At 62.1% G+C, this 17,345-nt stretch carries 15 protein-coding genes; 9 read left to right on the forward strand and 6 right to left on the reverse strand.

What is annotated here, in order from left to right; all coding sequences use genetic code 11:
* Window positions 1–5 precede the first annotated feature (5 nt).
* From INQ47_RS18355 to INQ47_RS18365, 3 genes are read left to right on the forward strand one after another with little or no spacing between them, the layout of a single operon-like run.
* Window positions 6–866: an SH3 domain-containing protein gene (locus tag INQ47_RS18355; protein ID WP_252459649.1), complete on the forward strand. Its 861-nt coding sequence runs from the start codon at window positions 6–8 to the stop codon at window positions 864–866.
* Between the two features lie 8 nt (window positions 867–874).
* Entirely contained in the window at window positions 875–2,755 is a 1,881-nt protein-coding gene (locus tag INQ47_RS18360; RefSeq protein ID WP_404702274.1) for a hypothetical protein, read from the forward strand.
* A 10-nt stretch (window positions 2,756–2,765) separates the two neighbouring features.
* Window positions 2,766–3,974, forward strand: a complete 1,209-nt coding sequence (locus INQ47_RS18365; RefSeq protein ID WP_392460375.1) for a hypothetical protein — start codon at window positions 2,766–2,768, stop codon at window positions 3,972–3,974.
* A gap of 99 nt (window positions 3,975–4,073) precedes the next feature.
* Here INQ47_RS18365 and tal read toward each other — a convergent pair whose 3' ends face one another.
* Both tal and INQ47_RS18375 read right to left on the reverse strand, forming a co-directional pair.
* Window positions 4,074–5,033: a transaldolase gene (gene tal / locus INQ47_RS18370; RefSeq protein WP_404702275.1), complete on the reverse strand. Its 960-nt coding sequence runs from the start codon at window positions 5,031–5,033 to the stop codon at window positions 4,074–4,076.
* 25 nt (window positions 5,034–5,058) lie between these two features.
* The gene (locus tag INQ47_RS18375) at window positions 5,059–6,657 is read right to left on the reverse strand and encodes an FGGY-family carbohydrate kinase (RefSeq protein ID WP_404702288.1); all 1,599 of its coding nucleotides are present in this window, start codon (window positions 6,655–6,657) and stop codon (window positions 5,059–5,061) included.
* Between the two features lie 243 nt (window positions 6,658–6,900).
* On the opposite strand from INQ47_RS18375, the gene INQ47_RS18380 reads away from it, so the two are divergent.
* The 5 genes from INQ47_RS18380 (at window position 6,901) to mqo (ending at window position 11,655) form a co-directional block, all read left to right on the forward strand.
* The gene (locus INQ47_RS18380) at window positions 6,901–7,899 is read left to right on the forward strand and encodes a LacI family DNA-binding transcriptional regulator (RefSeq protein ID WP_209967569.1); all 999 of its coding nucleotides are present in this window, start codon (window positions 6,901–6,903) and stop codon (window positions 7,897–7,899) included.
* Between the two features lie 160 nt (window positions 7,900–8,059).
* Window positions 8,060–8,788, forward strand: a complete 729-nt coding sequence (locus INQ47_RS18385) for an SDR family oxidoreductase (RefSeq protein ID WP_252459653.1) — start codon at window positions 8,060–8,062, stop codon at window positions 8,786–8,788.
* A 411-nt stretch (window positions 8,789–9,199) separates the two neighbouring features.
* Window positions 9,200–9,343, forward strand: coding sequence for a hypothetical protein (locus INQ47_RS18390; protein WP_404702276.1), 144 nt, complete (start codon window positions 9,200–9,202; stop codon window positions 9,341–9,343).
* Between the two features lie 154 nt (window positions 9,344–9,497).
* The gene (locus tag INQ47_RS18395) at window positions 9,498–9,689 is read left to right on the forward strand and encodes a YhfL family protein (RefSeq protein ID WP_003254720.1); all 192 of its coding nucleotides are present in this window, start codon (window positions 9,498–9,500) and stop codon (window positions 9,687–9,689) included.
* Window positions 9,690–10,017: 328 nt separating this feature from the next.
* Window positions 10,018–11,655, forward strand: coding sequence for a malate dehydrogenase (quinone) (gene mqo / locus INQ47_RS18400; RefSeq protein WP_252459655.1), 1,638 nt, complete (start codon window positions 10,018–10,020; stop codon window positions 11,653–11,655).
* Between the two features lie 133 nt (window positions 11,656–11,788).
* On the opposite strand, the gene INQ47_RS18405 is transcribed toward mqo, so the two are convergent.
* A complete protein-coding gene (locus INQ47_RS18405) occupies window positions 11,789–12,124 on the reverse strand; it encodes a helix-turn-helix transcriptional regulator (protein WP_021783354.1) in 336 nt (111 codons plus the stop codon).
* A 49-nt stretch (window positions 12,125–12,173) separates the two neighbouring features.
* On the opposite strand from INQ47_RS18405, the gene xenA reads away from it, so the two are divergent.
* Entirely contained in the window at window positions 12,174–13,265 is a 1,092-nt protein-coding gene (gene xenA / locus INQ47_RS18410) for a xenobiotic reductase XenA (RefSeq protein WP_021783355.1), read from the forward strand.
* A gap of 123 nt (window positions 13,266–13,388) precedes the next feature.
* Here the strand turns inward: xenA and INQ47_RS18415 are convergent, their stop codons facing one another.
* From INQ47_RS18415 to INQ47_RS18425, 3 genes are all read right to left on the reverse strand, one after another.
* On the reverse strand, window positions 13,389–14,636 hold the full coding sequence (locus INQ47_RS18415; RefSeq protein WP_404702277.1) for an FAD-dependent oxidoreductase: 1,248 nt from the start codon (window positions 14,634–14,636) through the stop codon (window positions 13,389–13,391).
* 2 nt (window positions 14,637–14,638) lie between these two features.
* On the reverse strand, window positions 14,639–16,216 hold the full coding sequence (locus tag INQ47_RS18420) for an aldehyde dehydrogenase (NADP(+)) (RefSeq protein WP_404702278.1): 1,578 nt from the start codon (window positions 16,214–16,216) through the stop codon (window positions 14,639–14,641).
* Between the two features lie 153 nt (window positions 16,217–16,369).
* The gene (locus tag INQ47_RS18425; protein WP_404702279.1) at window positions 16,370–17,317 is read right to left on the reverse strand and encodes a dihydrodipicolinate synthase family protein; all 948 of its coding nucleotides are present in this window, start codon (window positions 17,315–17,317) and stop codon (window positions 16,370–16,372) included.
* Window positions 17,318–17,345: the final 28 nt, after the last annotated feature.

Raw genomic sequence — 17,345 nt, forward strand, 5'->3', positions numbered from 1 at the left:
TCCACTTGCGTAAGAAATTCGTCGCGTCCCTTCTGGCGGTCGCCATCGCCTCTACCACGGCCTGTGCACAGCTCGGGATCAGCAAAGAGCAAGCGGGCACCGTGATCGGTGGCCTGGCCGGTGTGGCCATCGGCTCGACCATGGGCAGTGGCAACGGCAAGATCGCCGCCGCGCTGATCGCAGGTGGCATTGGCGCCTACGTGGGCAACCGCATCGGCCACATGCTCGATGAAAAGGACCAGCAAGCCCTGGCGCTGCGTACGCAGGAAGTGCTGAGCCAGCAGCAAACCACTGCCAGTGCCCAGCCAGTGACCTGGAAGTCCGACCACTCCGGCGCCACCGCGCAGATCGTGCCGGGCAAGGAGTACACCAAGACCAAGCAGGTTGAGGTCAAGCGCGCGCCGAAGATCCAGGCGGTGCCGTCGATGAAGCTGATCAACGAGCCGTATGTGACCACCAGCGACAACCTCAATGTGCGCGCCGCGCCCAATCAGACTGGCGAGAAGGTCGGCAGCCTGAAGAATCACACCGAATTCACTGCCGTGGGCTCCACCGGTGACTGGATCCTGGTCGGGCGCAAGGGTGTGACCGTTGGCTATGTGCACAAGAACTACGTCGAGCCCAAGGCCCAGGCCGTGGCCAAGCGCGTGACCCCGGCGGTGAACCTGGACGAGCTGGACGTTGCTGCCAGCAAGGAAACCCAAGGCTTCGACCTGGACTCGGTGCAGTCGCTGCCGACCCAGACAGTTGCCGCCGAAGCGGCCTGCCGCCCTGTCACCGTCAGCCTGAAATCGCAAAGCGGCAAGACTGAGCAAGAGCAGAACACCTTCTGCAAACAAGCCAATGGCACCTGGGAACTGATCTGAGGAACTCCATGAAAAAGCACGCGCTCGCGCTGGCAGTGATCGGCGCTTGTGGTCTGGTACCGCAGGCGTTCGCCCATGAGCTGGCCTTTTCCAAGAAAGACAACATCAAGGTCGAAGTGCCTGGGGATGCCACCAGCTGGTGCAAGCCCCAGGTCGACCTGACCATCACCCGCCCGGCGTGGGACAACCAGGAACTGCTGTCTGGCCTGCTGACCAAGCTGCCGTTCGTGTTCGCCAAGGACTGCTCCACTGCCAAGGTGAACTGGAAGGCGGTCGATGCCAAGGGCAACCTGTACGCCAGCGGCTCGGGCAATGCCAGCAACTTGGGGCTGGTCACCCTGGCGGCCGCGCCTGCTGCAGTTGCCCCTGCGCCGGTTGCAGCACCTGCGCCAGTGCCGGCACCTGTGCAGCCAGAAGCACCGGTTGCTGCTGCAGCGGCTTCAGCCCCTGCTGCTGAGCCAGCCCCGGCGGTAGTTGAAGCCGCACCCGCGAAAGCAGAAGCTACCCCGGCACCCGCGCCTGCCCCAGCCGTAGCTGCAGAACCGGCCCCTGCGCCGGCCGCCGAAGCCCCGGCACCAGCCCCTGCTGTGCCGCCTGTCCCGGCACCTGCCACAGCAGTAGCAGCAGCCCCCGCCTCGGACTTCGGCCGCTCGGTGGTCCTGGAAAACCGCAACCTGATGCAGGTAACGGACGGCGCCGGCTGCAAATGGGTGCTCAGCAAGTCGATCATCGGCGACGGCGACACCCTGTCGTTCGGCACCACCCCGGCCATGCCGTGCCCGGCCTCCGGCTTTGGCGAAGGCAGCTTCGAAAAAATCAGCTGGAAGGCCGTGGGCACCTACCGGGGTGATAACTGGAACCGCGTCTACGCGCACCCGAGCGGCCTGATCTTCATCAGGAACCTCGAGCCTGCGGTGAAGAACAAGGCTGTTTCCTACCTCACCGCGCAAGCTGACCAAGCCGCGTTCCTGGTGGGCGAAATCCCCGGCCGGCAGATGAAGGTGTACCTGACCTTCAGCCGTTCCAGCTACGGCGTACTGCGCCCGTTCGGCAGCGACCCGTACTACGTGGTGGTCACCCCGGACGAGTCGTTTGCCCTGGACGCGGCCAAGTACAAGGAAGCCGCGCTGGAAATCTTCGACCTGATCAAGACCACCTCGCCGACCACCACTGATGTGGCCACCCTGTTCATCGTCAAGGACCTGTCGGCGATCTCGAACAACATCTGGGGCAATGACGCGCAGAAGATTACCCGCAACCGCATCGGCATCAACCGTCAGGGCCTGTTCTTCGATGTGCGCGAGGGTACGAACTGGGCGGTTCAGCGTGAGCAGCGGCGGGTGAGTGAAGAGCGTCAGCGCCAACAGGAACTGGCCCGCGTGCATACCCGCGTACTGGAGCGTTACCAGCAGTTGCAGGATGGCATGAGCGACTTCAAGGGGCGTGAAACCGAGGCGCTGGCACAAATGGCCGGCATCAAGGTGCGCTTCGCTTCGCCATTGGAGCAGCAAAACCCTGCGACCTCGGCCAGCGTGACGCCGATGATGGTGCACGTTACCGGCACGCAGGGCGACTTCTACACCATCGACTTCCCGAGCAAGGGCCGTCTGGTTGCGGACGAGGAATACAGCGAAGGCTGGTACGTGACCCAGGTGGCCAACGCCACGCCGTACTACCCGCTGGACGATGGCCGTGCCGTGCCTACCTACCGGGCCTACAGCGTGGGTGAGCCCGAGGCTTGCAAGCAGGACCACTGTGCCGACCGCGTGTCGTTCGGTGCCGTACTGGCCAAGGAATTCCCCAACGCCGGTATCGATTTCAGCTGGACCCCCGAGGTCTCCCAAAAGTACGTGAACGACTGGAACAACGCTTCCGCGATGGTCCAGTGAGGCAAACACCATGATCAAACAGATGAACAAGAAGCAGCTGCTGATTGGCGGTGTGGCCGCGGCGGTGCTGGTGCTCGGCGGTGGCTATGCGATGGTCTCCAGCTCGGGCAAGAAGGCTGCGCTGGCCTACTACGACGACTTCAAGGAGCGTTACTTCCTTGAGGATGTACTCTCTGAGGGTGACATTTCCTACTCGGCGTTCTCGGGCAACCTGACCGTCGCCGAGCCTGAGATCCGTGTCACTGCGGCGCAGACCAACGGCGCCCAACAGTTCATGCGCGGCCTGTCAGGCTTGATGGAATCGGTTCGCGGCAGTTCGACGGAAGAAGGCCTGGCGGGTTGGGCCAAGTACCAGCTCAACGTCAGCCGTAATGTTGCCGGCATATACCTGAAAGCCGATGCGCTGAAGCTGTCTCACGACGGTGACAGCAAGGACGGTACCATTCACATCCAGTTGCTCGGCATGCAGATGGCCAACCCGTTCGTTGCCAGCAAGGGCGCCGAAGTGGTTCTGGTGGCTGATGTCAGCGACGAGATCCAGCCGCGTGCAGAGCTGACCGCCAATGGCCGGGCCACTGAGTCGGGGTTCGCCTGGGGGGCCAACATGGCGGTCCGCCAGCCGGTGACTGGCGCGTTTCTGGTCAGCAGTACGGGCGATTTTGGCACCACGGTTGACCTGGACTTCACCATCAAGCGCTCCAGTGACGGTGAAGGCTCGATGGCGTTTGTCGTGACCCACCGTAACGATGGCTCCAAGGTAGGTGAGATCGTGCGCAAGGCCGACTTCCAGTCGCTGCCGGAGCTGGACGATGTCGAAACCCAGCTCAAGAGTGCGCTCAGTGCCATGCTGATCGGGGCATACAGCCCTTACACCGGCCAGTCGGTATTGGCCGAAACAGTGAGTGGTTTTGCGCGCAAGGCAAAGGTCGAGAACTACTCGGTGAGCTACAGCGGCTTCAAACCGCTGAAAGAGGCTTTCAGCGATTACCAGCAGCAAGTCCCCAAGGCGAAGTTCGCAGCTTTCTGCCAGGAGGTTGGGCTGTCATCGTGGAGCAGTGATTTTGGCTCCAAGGGCAAGAACCACAGTGACTCGGAATGTGCCATCGGGCAGAAGTTGGTCGAGGAAGGCAAGTTCGAAGAGCAGTACACCTTCAAGGAAGGCAAGAGCCTGTTTGCGGCGTTGTTCGTGAGCAAGGCGTATCAGCTGGAAACCAATTGACGGTTGATGGCTGATGAGCAAAGCCCTCGGCGACCATACATTGCCGAGGGCATTGCCCCGCTTTCAGGTTGGCTCAGGCAACTGGGTGAGCACCCATCCTCATCCCCCGAAACGTTTCCCAACAATTGCCTCCAGCGCCCGCTGATCGTGGGTGAAGCCGCGTATCCCTTCAGCCAGCTTTTCGGTCGCCATCGCGTCCTCATTCATTTGCCAGCGAAAATCAGCCTCGCTCAGTGGTGCTGGCGGCGTCTCGCATTCTGCGTTTTCGACGAGGGCAGCCGGTAGACTACCCTCGGTGCCAGCCAGCTCCTCAAGCAGTGCCGGGCTGATCGTCAGCCGATCGCATCCTGCCAGCGCAACGATTTCCCCCACGTTGCGAAAGCTCGCCGCCATCACCGATGTCGCGTAACCGTGGCGGCGCATGAAGTGCTGACAGGCCATGACCAACCCGACCCCCGGCTCCTGTGCTGGCACGAACGTTGTTTCAGGCAGGGCCTGGCGATGCCAATCCAGTACCCGGCCCACGAATGGCGAAATCAGGAACACCCCGGCTTCCGCACACGTGCGGGCCTGGGCCAGGCTGAAGATCAGCGTCAGATTGCACTGAATACCCTCGCGCTCCAGTTCAGCCGCCGCGCGGATACCTTCCCAGGTTGCCGCCAGCTTTATCAGGATGCGGTCGCGTGAGACGCCGGCGGCCTCATACAGTGCGGTCAACCGCCGGGCTTTCATCATGCTTGCCTGTGTGTCGAACGACAGCCTTGCGTCTACCTCACTCGATACCCGGCCTGGGACGTACTGCATCAAGCTGCAGCCCAAGGCTACCACCAGGCGGTCACAGACATATTCGATCGCCTCCGGTGTGGGCAAGCCGGAGGCGACGGCAGTGGTGCACAGGTCTTCGAGCAAGGTGTCGTACTGGCCCGACTTCATGGCCTTGAGCACCAATGAAGGGTTAGTGGTGGCATCCTGCGGCGCGAAACGGCGTACCGCCTGGACATCGCCGGTGTCGGCGACCACTGTGCTGTGTTGCTTCAGCTGGCTAAGCCATGTGGACATGTTGGCATCTCTCTTGTGATTGATCTCAGTCGGCAAGTGGCTGGGCGGTGCGTGACAGGGTGGCAGGCGCAGGTGCTAGCTGCTGCCTTGCCAGGTCGGCCAGGCGATGCATGATCGGTTTCAATGCGTCATAGGAAGCGCAGTAATGGGCAAACATCTGGTCATACAAGGCTGTGTTCGCAGGGTCTGGTCGGGCCCTCAGGCGCAGGGTGCGCCACTGGCGGATGACCTCGACATTTTCGACCGCGCCTATTGCCATGGCCGCGAGGACGGCGCCGCCTAAAGGTGCTTCCACTTGCTCTTCGATGGTGAACACGTCATACCCGGTAACATCGGCGATGATTTGCATCCACAGGTCTGATGCCGTGCCACCGCCTACCACGATCAGTTGCGGGTCAAGGTTGCACCCCGCATCACCGCCTTGTTGCATGTTGTGGCGCAATGCAAAGGCCAGGCCTTCGAGGACCGCGCGGTACAGATGGGCCTTGTGATGGAACAGCGACAGGCCGACATAGGCACCCGAGGCCCTGGCGTCCCAGATAGGGGTGCGCTCGCCCATGAGGTACGGCAAAAACAGCAGGCCTTCTGCACCTGCGGGAGTCTTGGCAGCCTCCCGTTCGATCAACTGGTGCACCTCGACGCCGGGTGCCAGGGCCGCCGCCTGCTTTTCCTCGGTACAGAACTGCTCACGGAACCAGCTGATTGCAGCGCCTGCAGTAATTGCACCGCCAAAGCTGTAGGTGGTGGTGGCGGTTTCGTGCACATAAGGCATGTTGATCAGGCCCGGGCTTGCATCGCTGTGCTGTTTGATAAAGCCCCAGCACATGCTGGTGCCCAGCATCGCCACATGGTTGCCCGGGGCAACCACCCCGGCTGCCAGCGTTGCCATCGCCGCATCGACACCGCCAGCGACCACCGCCGTGCCAGGCAGCAGCCCCAACCGCTGCGCTGCCGCCGGAAGCAGGTGGCCGATGATTTGCCCGGGCGCCACCAGGCGTTGTGGCATGAGCGCGGGGTCGATGCCCAGTGCTTCCATCATGTCGGGCGACCAGGCGCGTGCCGCCAGGTCATAGATGCCACCGATATTGCCTGCAGAACTGTGGTCCACCGCCAGTTCGCCGGTCAGATGGTATTGCACATAGCTGTTGGGAGGCAGCAAGTAGCGGGTCCTGCTCCAGACCTCTGGCAGGTTGCGCTTGATCCAGAGCATCTTCGTGTAGACGTAATAGCTGTCAACGCCGTTGCCGGTGATGCGCGCCAGTTGTTCGACGTCCAGGTGGCTACGCACCCATTCGGCCTCGGCGATAGCCCGCCGGTCCATCCAGATCAGGCAGGGGTGCAGAGGCTCGATGCCGGCGTCTACCGGGATGCCCGAGCCACCGTAGAGGCTGCTGATGCAAATGGCCTTGACCCGGGCTGCTGGCACCTGGCTTTGGCGGACGCTGGCGGCTACCGTGTCGTACACCGCATCCAGCCATACTTGTGGCCATTGCTGTGCCCACAACGGGCGGGGCTGCTCCACCTGATAGCTGGCTGATGCCTGGGCCTGCACTTCTCCCTGCGTTGACATCAGCAGTGCCTTGGTACTCTGCGTGCCGATGTCGACACCGATCACGTAATCCATGCGTACACCCTTGTTGTTGGTCTGTTGGGTTTTGGTGATTGTCAGCATTGCAAAAGCAGATCAGCCGGATCTTGCTCAATGACAGGCTGATCAAGCGTTGGGCAGTGCAATGTTAACGTTTACATTGCGGAAGCTAACACAGCATCTTTTCTCCTACAATCTGCTGCGATTTGTCGGTTGGCCCCGAATCGGCGAAAATCCGGTCATCAACGTACCCGCGCCTTCGCCACTTTCCGAGCGTTCATGACCAGACCAGTCAAAGCCACCATCACCGACATCGCCAAGCGTGTGAACATGACCACCGTCACGGTCTCGCGTGCGCTCAACCAGCCGGAGAAGGTCAAGAAGGAGACGTTAGAGCAGATACTGAAAGTGGCTCGCGAGCTCAACTACGTGCCCAATGCCTTTGCCCGCAACCTCAAGAACCGTGAAAGCCGGTTGGTCGGCCTGGTGACGGCAAGCCTGGAGAACCCGTTTTACGGTGAAATCATCAAGGCGATCACGCGCGAGGCGAAGAAGCGCGACTACACCTTGATGTTGTTCGATACCGATGGCTCCGAAGAGCTGGAGGCGCGGGCGATCGATACGCTGCTCAGCTATCAGGTGGCGGGGCTGATCCTGTCGGCTATCAGCGATGATGATACCTACCAGCCAAGCTACCTGCCCAAGCTGGTGATGTCGTCGATTCCGGTGGTGCAGATCGACCGTCAGCTGACTGGCGCCCCATTCGCCGGCGTGTACCTGGACAACGAGCAAAGTGGTTACCAGGGCGCTCGGGCGCTGCTCGCACAGGGCTTGCGCCGGCTGCTGGTAGTGGCCGGGCCGCAACGCTCCAATATCTCCTTGTCGCGCCTTGCCGGGATCCGTCGGGCACTGGAACAGTGGCCAGAACCGACCGTTCTGGAGGTTGTGCACGGCGACTTCGTCCAGGCGCCGGCCCGGGACGCGGTGCGCAACTACCTGCAGAGCGGCAAGTGGCCCGATGTCATTTTCGGCCTGAACGCGCTGATGACCCTGGGCGCGCTGCAGGCAATGCGCGAATTGGGCTTGAGCCGCGACGACATTGCGCTGTTCAGCATTGACCAGGTGCGCTATGCCGAAATCTACGGCCAACCTATCCCTTGCATCAGCCATAGCAGCGCGAAACTGGGGATTGGAGCAATCAACATGTTGCTGGACCAGATAGATGACCCTTCGCTGTCACCACAGAGTCAGATAATCGAAGGCCAGTTGCTGCTCTGACCCCGCAGGCCAGACATGCCTACATATTTCGATGCAAATGTAGACGTTGACATATCTATGCACCCTGGCATCAGATATGGCGGCACGCATGTGATGCTGCATGTAAACGTCTACATAATAATGACAACAGCGCCCTTGAGCGGGCGCGGGGAGATGCCTGATGGGAATGCACCTGCAGGGTAAAGTGGCGGCCGTGACCGGTGCTGCATCCGGAATAGGCCTGGCAAGCGCCACTGCGATGGTGGCAGCAGGGGCCAGGGTGGTTATGGTTGACCGTGACGAGCAATTACTCGCCAGGGCCTGTGAGCAGTTGGGTGAGGCTGCCATGCCGTTGGTGATCGATCTGCTCGTCCCTGACAGCTGCGCGACCCTGATGCCGGGCATCCTGGCAGTTGCCGGCCAGCTCGATATCCTGCATGCCAATGCTGGCTGCTATGTGGGCGGGGAGTTCGTTGAAAACGACATGGCAGCCATCGACCGCATGCTGAATCTCAATATCAATGCCGTGGTCAGGAACGTGCATGATGTGCTGCCGCACATGATCGATCGCGGCCAGGGTGACATTGTGGTGACCGGTTCGGTGGCGGGCCATTTCCCGGTGCCCTGGGAACCGGTGTACTCGGCCTCCAAGTGGGCGGTCAACGGCTTTGTGCAGACTGTGCGGCGGCAGGTAAAGCACCATGGTATCCGCGTGGGGGCGGTTTCGCCTGGCCCGGTCAGCAGCGCCCTGCTGGCCGATTGGCCGGAAGAAAACCTGCGCAAGGCCAAGGAGAGCGGCAGCCTGATCGAGCCCGACGACATCGCGGATGCGGTGATGTATATGCTCACCCGCCCGCGCAACGTGACCATTCGGGACATGATCGTTCTGCCGTCAGCATTTGATATGTAAGCAAGTTGAGGCCCATCGTAACGCAAGGTCGCTCATGCACGGGGCGCGCGCCCGCCTGGAAGTGTGCAGGGTGACCTTGAGGCAGCATGAAGGTGCGTAAGTACAAAGTGCGCAGCTACGCCGATAAATGTGCCTACATCTGCAATTGCAAGAAGGCCGTCTCGACCTGATTCTGCGCCGCCTCCATTTTTCATGGATCATGCCCTGCAACACGGGCGGACCCGGACTGGCGGGATTGGCTTGCGCGGACTGACAAGCCACGAGCAGGACGCCGACTATTCGTTGATAGATGACTGCGAAGTTGCCACAGCGCTAAATCGTCGGCTGTCAAAATGGCCGCTAAAAAAGCGGTTTGTTATCCAAGCCTGGTGCGTGAAAAATTCTCGATTTTTTCACGAAGGAATGCGTGAAATGAAGTTCGAACGAACTTTCCAGTACCCCGGCGAAAAATGGCTGGCGCTGGTATCGGCGGGCGGGGCACTCGGCGTCTTTGCCAGCGAAGATGAATGGTCTGGGTCGAAAATGGTACCTCTGTCAATTATTGCACTGCGTTAGTTTCGCACTCTAAGGGGCCCTACGTAGCTGGGCTTTTTGTTGCTCGCCTGCAACGAGTCATTGCACTTTGTGACTTGGATCCATTGCCTGGGTTCTGTATCATTCTGCCGCCATCAGACGATGGTCGAAGATGATTCATTTAAAGGACTGAGTAATGAAAAAGCTGTTCAAGGCCACCGTAGCCGTTGCTGTCGTATCGGGTGTTGCCCTGCTGTCGGGTTGCACTGGCCAGGTTTACAACCAACCGAAAAACTGCACCTACGACTACCTGTTCCACCCTTCGGTTTCCATCTCCAAGATCATCGGTGGCTGCGGCCCGATCGATAAACTGCCTCAGCAGCAGTAATCTTGGCGGTACCCTGATCGCGACGCTTGCGGCGTGATCCAAGACCCCCGGTCATGTACATGGCCGGGGGTTTTTGTTTTTTGGCGTGACATTCTGCCGCTGGGGCAACCGGTCGCCTTGACGCTCCGGCCTGCAATTTGTTTGTGCTGGCATTTCAGATACAATCGGAAAAACGATTCAGCCTTGTCGGTCAATTCGACTAAAGGCCGAGTCGTTTTCTGGTTCTCTGGCTGCTGAACAATGATCAACAACAAGCCTGCGCTGAAGAACACGCTTTACCGGGGCCAGCCACAGGCCCTCACTCTGTTCTCCTGACTGGAAATGATCAATGTTCAAGAAAGCTGGCAAGACCTTGCTGGGTCTGGCGGTCGCTGCAAGCGTCATGCAAGCGCACGCTGCAGAAACCAAGAAAGTAGACGTGCTGCTGGTCGGCGGCGGCATCATGAGCTCCACCCTGGCCGTGTGGCTGCACGAGCTGGAGCCAAGCTGGTCGATGGAAATGGTCGAGCGCCTGGATGGCGTGGCCGAAGAAAGCTCCAATGGCTGGAACAACGCCGGTACCGGCCACTCCGCGCTGGCCGAGCTGAACTACACCCCGGAAGACAAAGACGGCAACGTCAACATCTCCAAGGCCATCGAAATCAACGAAGCCTTCCAGATCTCCCGCCAGTTCTGGTCGTGGCAGGTCCGCCAGGGCGTACTGAAGAACCCGCACTCGTTCATCAACACCACACCGCACATGAGCTTCGTGTGGGGCGATGACAACATCAAGTTCCTCAAGAAACGTTACGACGCACTGCAGACCAGCCCGCTGTTCCGCCCGATGCAGTACTCCGAGGACCACGCGCAGATCGCCAAGTGGGTCCCGCTGATGATGGAAGGCCGCGACCCGAACCAGAAGCTGGCCGTGACCTGGACGCCAATCGGCACCGACGTCAACTTTGGCGAGATCACCCGTCAGTTCGTCGGCCACCTGCAGACCCAGAAAGGCTTCGACCTGAAGCTGTCCAGCGAAGTGCAGGACATTACCCGCAACAAGGACGGCTCCTGGCACGTCGAATACAAGAACCTGAAGGACGGCACCGAGTCGGCCACCGACGCCAAGTTCCTGTTCATCGGTGCCGGCGGCGGCGCATTGAAGCTGCTGCAGAAGTCGGGTATTCCTGAAGCCAAGGAATACGCAGGCTTCCCGGTGGGCGGTTCGTTCCTGGTGACCGAGAACCCGACCGTGGCCATGCAGCACATGGCCAAGGCCTATGGTATCGCCTCGACCGGTGCGCCACCCATGTCGGTCCCGCACCTGGACACCCGTGTGCTGGATGGCAAGCGCGTGATCCTGTTTGGCCCGTTCGCCACCTTCTCGACCAAGTTCCTGAAGAACGGCTCGTACCTGGACCTGCTGAGCAGCACCACCACCCACAACGTGTGGCCGATGACCAAAGTCGGTATCGACCAGTACCCTCTGGTCGAGTATCTCGCTGGCCAGCTGATGCTGTCTGACGATGACCGTTTCGAGGCCCTGCGCGCCTACTTCCCGAACGCCAAGAAAGAAGAATGGCGCCTGTGGCAGGCCGGCCAGCGCGTGCAAATCATCAAACGTGATGCCGAGAAGGGCGGCGTGCTGAAGCTGGGCACTGAAGTGGTGGCGTCCGAAGACCGCACCATCGCTGGCCTGCTGGGTGCCTCGCCGGGTGCTTCGACTGCTGCGCCGATCATGCTGCACGTGCTGGAAACGGTGTTCAAGGAGAAGGTCGCTACCCCAGAGTGGCAGGCCAAGATCAAGGAAATCGTGCCCAGCTACGGCACCAAGCTGAACGATTCGGCAGCGGCCACCCAGAAAGAGTGGAACTACACCGCTGAAGTGCTGCAGCTGGGGAAACCGCCGGTGATCGACGCCAGCGTTGAATTCGGTGGCGCGGCAAGCAAGCCGGTCGAGAGCAAGCCTGAGAACGACATGGCGCTGTAATCGGCCATTGTTGTGAAAGAAAGCCACGGGGGGAGACCTCGTGGCTTTTTTGTTGCCAAGCCCAGCGCAACCCTCAGGCTTATCGCCATCCCTGGTAGGAGCGGGTTCACCCGCGAAGAGGCCTGCACAGGTATCACTGCTGGCGCAGTATGCACTCCAGCAACCCCGGGAACCGCTTATCCAGCATCTCGCTACGCAGCGAATTCATATGGGTAGTCCCGACATTGCGGGTTTGCACCAGCCCTGCATCACGCAACACACGGAAGTGGTGGGACATGCTTGATTTCGGCCGACCTCCGTCCAGCTCGCCACAGCTGGCCTCGGCCACGCCGGCCAGGTGGCGGACGATTTCCAGGCGCACGGGGTCGCTGAGCGCATAGAGCAGGCGTTCAAGGATAAGGTCTTCGGGGTTGGGATGTTTATAGGCTCGCATGGTTGACATGATAACGGGGGTTTCATTAATTGCCATAGTTCGATTATGATCGAACAACAGTAATCAAATGAACCCGGAGTTTCCCATGTCCGCACTGTTCGAACCCTACACCCTCAAAGACGTCACCCTGCGAAACCGCATTGCCATTCCGCCAATGTGCCAATACATGGCCGAAGACGGCATGATCAACGACTGGCACCATGTGCACCTGGCCGGGCTGGCCCGTGGTGGTGCGGGTTTGCTGGTGGTCGAAGCCACTGCTGTGGCGCCGGAAGGGCGTATCACCCCCGGTTGCGCCGGTATCTGGAGCGATGCCCACGCTCAGGCGTTCGTACCGGTGGTGCAGGCCATCAAGGCTGCCGGTTCCGTGCCGGGTATCCAGATTGCCCACGCCGGGCGCAAGGCCAGCGCCAACCGCCCGTGGGAGGGTGATGACCACATTGCCGCCGACGACACGCGCGGCTGGGAAACCATTGCCCCGTCTGCCATTGCCTTTGGCGCGCATCTGCCGAAAGTGCCACGGGAAATGACGCTGGACGATATCGCCCGGGTCAAGCAGGACTTCGTCGATGCCGCCCGCCGTGCGCGTGATGCTGGCTTCGAGTGGATCGAACTGCACTTTGCCCATGGCTACCTGGGCCAGAGTTTCTTCTCCGAGCACTCCAACAAGCGCACCGATGCCTACGGTGGCAGCTTCGACAACCGCAGCCGCTTCCTGCTGGAAACACTGGCCGCCGTGCGCGAAGTGTGGCCGGAGAACCTGCCGCTGACCGCGCGCTTTGGTGTGTTGGAATATGATGGCCGCGATGAGCAGACCCTGGAAGAGTCGATCGAACTGGCCCGTCGCTTCAAGGCCGGTGGGCTCGACCTGCTGAGCGTGAGTGTCGGCTTCACCATTCCCGACACCAACATCCCCTGGGGGCCAGCGTTCATGGGGCCGATTGCCGAGCGCGTGCGCCGCGAAGCGAAGCTGCCCGTGACGTCGGCGTGGGGCTTTGGTACGCCGCAGTTGGCGGAGGCCGCATTGCAGGCCAACCAGCTGGATCTGGTTTCGGTAGGGCGCGCGCACCTGGCCGACCCGCACTGGGCTTACTTTGCGGCCAAGGAACTGGGGGTGGAAAAAGCGTCCTGGACCTTGCCGGCACCGTATGCGCACTGGCTCGAGCGTTACCGCTGAGGCTTGGAGGGGCTGCTTTGCAGCCCATTCTCGGGCAAGCCCGTCCCCACAGAGACACCACAGGTTTCAGATGCTGCACCCTCTCTGTGGGGGCGGGCTTGCCCGCGAAGAGGCCGGTAAAGGCTAAAACCGATCCAGTCGGTATGCACCCATCTCAGGCCCACCAGCCTGCTCAGCCAACCGCCCCACCCATTCCGCCGTCACCGCCGCCTGGGTCAACCCCAGGTGCTGATGCCCAAACGCCAACAGCACCCGCCCATCGCACACCCTGTCGATCACGGGCAGCGAGTCCGGCAACGAAGGCCTGAAACCCATCCACGGCGTTGCCCCTTCGACGCTCAAGTCGTGTCGGAACAACCCCTTGCTCAACCGGTGCAATTGCCAAGCCCGTTGCATGCTCGGCGGTGCCTGCAGCCCGGCAAACTCCACAGTGCCAGCCAGGCGCAAGCCATCGGCCATGGGCGTCATGATGAACTTGCGCTCAAGCGAGGTGACCGCAAACGGCAGGCGTTGGTGCTCACCTGGCAACATCAGGTGGTAGCCGCGTTCTGTATCCAGCGGCACCCGCTTGCCTGTCAGCGCGGCGGTCAGTTTCGCAGAGTGCGCACCACAGCTGACAAGCACCTGGCGTGCATTGAGCATGCCTTGGTCGCTGGCAAGGCTCACGCCGGCACTGTGCAACTGCCCACCATCGACCTGCGCCTGGACAAAGCGCACCCCGCTGGCCTTGGCCGCTTCGAACAATTCGCACACCACCCGATAAGGGTCGATGAAGTGCCCGGTGCACGGGAAGAACAGGCCGCCTAACAGTGACGGGCTGAGTTGCGGCGCCGCTTCGCGCATGGTTTCGGCGGACCAGAAGTCCACCGGCACCGCCTGCTGTTGCATGCGTGTGCGCAACGCCTCAAGCGCCTGGCGTGACTCAGGCTTCTCGAACACCAGCAACGAACCATCCTCTTGAAACAATTCGCTGCGCCCGATTGAGCCCAACAACCGGTGCCAGGCGCCCAGGCTGCCTTCGTTCAACGTGCGGATGCCAGCCACGCTGCGCTGGAACGGCGCCTGGCGCAGGTTGAGCAGCAGCCGCGTGAACCACGGCATGGCCTTGGGCAGGTATTTCCAGTCCAGGCGCAGCGGGCCCATCGGGTCGAGCAGCATGCGAGGCAGGCGCTTGAGGATCGCCAGGTCGGCAATCGGGAACACTTGCTCGGTTGCCAGGTGCCCGGCATTGCCGAAGGATGCGCCGAGGCCGGGCGCCTGGCGGTCGACCAGCGTTACCCGGCGCCCCTGACGGGCCAGTTGCAAGGCGCAGGCGACGCCGACAATGCCGGCACCCACCACGGCGATATCGGTTTCAGCGGCTTCGACCATGCTCAGTCTTCCCGTTTACCATCAAGCAGGCGCCGCAACTGCAGCGGGTTGCCGCGCTGCAACGCCTGCGGCAGCAGGGCATCAGGAAAGTCCTGGTAGCACACCGGGCGCAGGAACCGCAGGATCGCTGCCGTGCCCACCGAGGTAGTTCGGGCATCGGAGGTGGCCGGGAACGGCCCGCCATGCACCATCGCATCGCACACCTCGACGCCGGTCGGCCAGCCATTGACCAGAATGCGCCCGGCCTTACGCTCAAGGGTGGGTAGCAGGGCGCGAGCGCTGTCGATGTCGGCCTCGTCCAGTTGCAGGGTGGCGGTCAGCTGACCTTCCAGGTGTTCCGCTACCTGGCGGACCTGCTCAACGTCGCTGCAGGCAACGACCAGCGACGCTGCACCGAACACCTCAGCCTGCAACGCCGGGTCGGCGAGAAACGCTTCGGCCTGGGTCACGAACAACTGTGCCTGGCACTGGTTGGGGCCCTGATCGGTTTGGCCACTGGCGATGGTTTGGGCACAGGGGTTGTCTGCCAGGGCTGCGATACCGGCCTGGTAGGCACTGAAAATGCCGGGGGTGAGCATGGTTTGGGCGGCGGCTTGCTGCACGTACCCGGCGGCTGCAGTGATGAACCGCTGCAATGCCGGTCCCTGCCGGGCGATTACCAGGCCAGGGTTGGTGCAGAACTGGCCGGCGCCCTGGGTCAGCGAGGCGACGAAACCTTGTGCCAGTGCTTCGGCACGGGCTTGCAGGGCGGCGTCGAACAGAAACACCGGGTTGATCGAACTCATTTCGGCATACACCGGGATAGGCTCCGGGCGCGCCTGGGCGGCCTGGCACAGCGCCATGCCACCGCTGCGCGAACCGGTGAAACCAACGGCCTTGATACGTGGGTCGCTGACCAGGGCAATGCCCACTTCGCGGCCCGAGCCATAAAGCAGCGAGAACACACCCTCCGGTAAGCCGCACTGCTTCACCGCTTGCGCCACCGCCTGGCCGACCAGCTCGCTGGTGCCGGGGTGGGCACTGTGGGCCTTGACCACCACTGGGCAGCCAGCGGCCAGTGCCGACGCGGTGTCACCACCGGCCACCGAGAAGGCCAGCGGGAAATTGCTGGCGCCAAACACGGCGACTGGCCCCAGGGCCACCTGGCGCTGGCGCAGATCAGCGCGGGGGAGGGGCTGGCGCTGAGGCAAAGCGCTGTCGACCCGCACGTCCAGCCATTCGCCGGCCCGCACTACCCGGGCAAAGGTGCGTAGCTGGGTGCAGGTACGACCACGCTCGCCCTGAATGCGCGCCTTGGGCAGGCCGGTTTCGGCCACGGCGCGGTCGATCAGGGCATCGCCGATGGCCTCGATCTGTGTGGCGATGGCTTCAAGGAACTCTGCTCGTTGTTCGAGCGATGTTTCGCGGTAGGCGTCGAATGCCGCCCAGGCCAGGGCGCAGGCCTGGGCCACGTGTTCGCCTGTGCCGCCGAGATAGGTCGGCTCCAACGTCTGACCGGTACTTGGGTCGATGGCACGGATGGCTTCGCGGCTGCCGGTTGCCGGCCTCTGGCCGATCAGCAGGTTGCCTGTGAGGGTCATGGAGCCTCCTTGGAAATCTAATGCAGATGCATGGGGGGGGATTACGACCCCTGTAGGAGCGGGTTCACCCGCGAACACCGGCAAAGCCGGTGCCATGCACCGGGTCGCCTGATTCGCGGGCACGCCCGCTCCCACAGGGAGAGCAGTGGCTGCTCAGGCGATGTTCTGCTCAGCCGACCAGCTGGCGTACCAGCTGCGGAACAGCGCGTACTGCTGTTCGGCATAGTTGCGCTGAGCGTCGGTCAGTGCGTCGGTCGCGTTGAAGTGCAGGCTGTACTCGGTGTCGCCGTTCAGCACCATCAAGTGCTTGTAATACAACACCAGGTCGCAGCCTTCATCGAACGACGACAGCACCGCCAGCGCCGCTTCCAGCTCGCGCGCCAGGCGGCGGGCACGGGCGTCGCCTTTGGCGGCCTGTTTGCTCAGGCTCACCAGTTGCAGCACTTCGCGCGGCAGCGCATTGCCGATGCCGGTGATGGCGCCGGTGGCGTTGCAGTTGACGAAGCCATGCACCACCTGGGTGTCGACGCCGACCATCAGGGTGACATCGTTATCCTTGGAGGTGATGTGTTCGGCGGCGTAGCGCAGGTCGGCACCACCGCCGAACTCCTTGAAGCCGATCAGGTTGGGGAACTCGCTGCGCAGTTCGAAGAACAGGTCGGCGCGGGTGGCAAAGCCGTAGTAAGGGCTGTTGTAGATCACCGCCGGCAGTTTCGGCGCGGCAGCGAGGATGGCCGAGAAGTGGTGCTTCTGGGCGATCAGCGAAGCACCGCGGCTGAGCACGCGGGGGATGACCATCAGGCCGGCGGCGCCAACCTCGGCGGCGTGTGCAGCATGCGAAACCGCCTCACGGGTGTTCACCGCCCCCGTGCCGACGATGGTCGGGATGCCGGCCGCCACCAGGCGCGCCACGCCTTCCTGGCGCTCGGCCTCGGTCAGCAGCGGCCAGTCACCCATCGAGCCGCAGTACACCACCGCGCTCATGCCGGCCTCGATCAGCTCGCGGCCCTTGCGCACCAGGGCGTCGAAGTCCGGTTTGCGCTCGGCGGTGCACGGGGTCATCAGGGCGGGCATGGTGCCGGTGAAGATGTTGTCATTCATTGTTGTCACTCCTGGCAATGTTCAGTCG

Source organism: Pseudomonas sp. 3HC3, assembly GCF_044904505.1.
In the GTDB taxonomy this organism is placed as follows: domain Bacteria; phylum Pseudomonadota; class Gammaproteobacteria; order Pseudomonadales; family Pseudomonadaceae; genus Aquipseudomonas; species Aquipseudomonas putida_Y.

Bases quoted from the DNA above. Each gene is read 5' to 3' on its own strand.
- INQ47_RS18360 (WP_404702274.1), top strand. From the start codon at position 875: ATGAAAAAGCACGCGCTCGCGCTGGCAGTGATCGGCGCTTGTGGTCTG.
- INQ47_RS18365 (WP_392460375.1), top strand. From the start codon at position 2,766: ATGATCAAACAGATGAACAAGAAGCAGCTGCTGATTGGCGGTGTGGCC.
- tal (WP_404702275.1), bottom strand. From the start codon at position 5,033: ATGTCCACATGGCTTAGCCAGCTGAAGCAACACAGCACAGTGGTCGCC.
- INQ47_RS18375 (WP_404702288.1), bottom strand. From the start codon at position 6,657: ATGGATTACGTGATCGGTGTCGACATCGGCACGCAGAGTACCAAGGCA.
- INQ47_RS18380 (WP_209967569.1), top strand. From the start codon at position 6,901: ATGACCAGACCAGTCAAAGCCACCATCACCGACATCGCCAAGCGTGTG.
- INQ47_RS18385 (WP_252459653.1), top strand. From the start codon at position 8,060: ATGGGAATGCACCTGCAGGGTAAAGTGGCGGCCGTGACCGGTGCTGCA.
- INQ47_RS18390 (WP_404702276.1), top strand. From the start codon at position 9,200: ATGAAGTTCGAACGAACTTTCCAGTACCCCGGCGAAAAATGGCTGGCG.
- INQ47_RS18395 (WP_003254720.1), top strand. From the start codon at position 9,498: ATGAAAAAGCTGTTCAAGGCCACCGTAGCCGTTGCTGTCGTATCGGGT.
- mqo (WP_252459655.1), top strand. From the start codon at position 10,018: ATGTTCAAGAAAGCTGGCAAGACCTTGCTGGGTCTGGCGGTCGCTGCA.
- INQ47_RS18405 (WP_021783354.1), bottom strand. From the start codon at position 12,124: ATGGCAATTAATGAAACCCCCGTTATCATGTCAACCATGCGAGCCTAT.
- xenA (WP_021783355.1), top strand. From the start codon at position 12,174: ATGTCCGCACTGTTCGAACCCTACACCCTCAAAGACGTCACCCTGCGA.
- INQ47_RS18415 (WP_404702277.1), bottom strand. From the start codon at position 14,636: ATGGTCGAAGCCGCTGAAACCGATATCGCCGTGGTGGGTGCCGGCATT.
- INQ47_RS18420 (WP_404702278.1), bottom strand. From the start codon at position 16,216: ATGACCCTCACAGGCAACCTGCTGATCGGCCAGAGGCCGGCAACCGGC.
- INQ47_RS18425 (WP_404702279.1), bottom strand. From the start codon at position 17,317: ATGAATGACAACATCTTCACCGGCACCATGCCCGCCCTGATGACCCCG.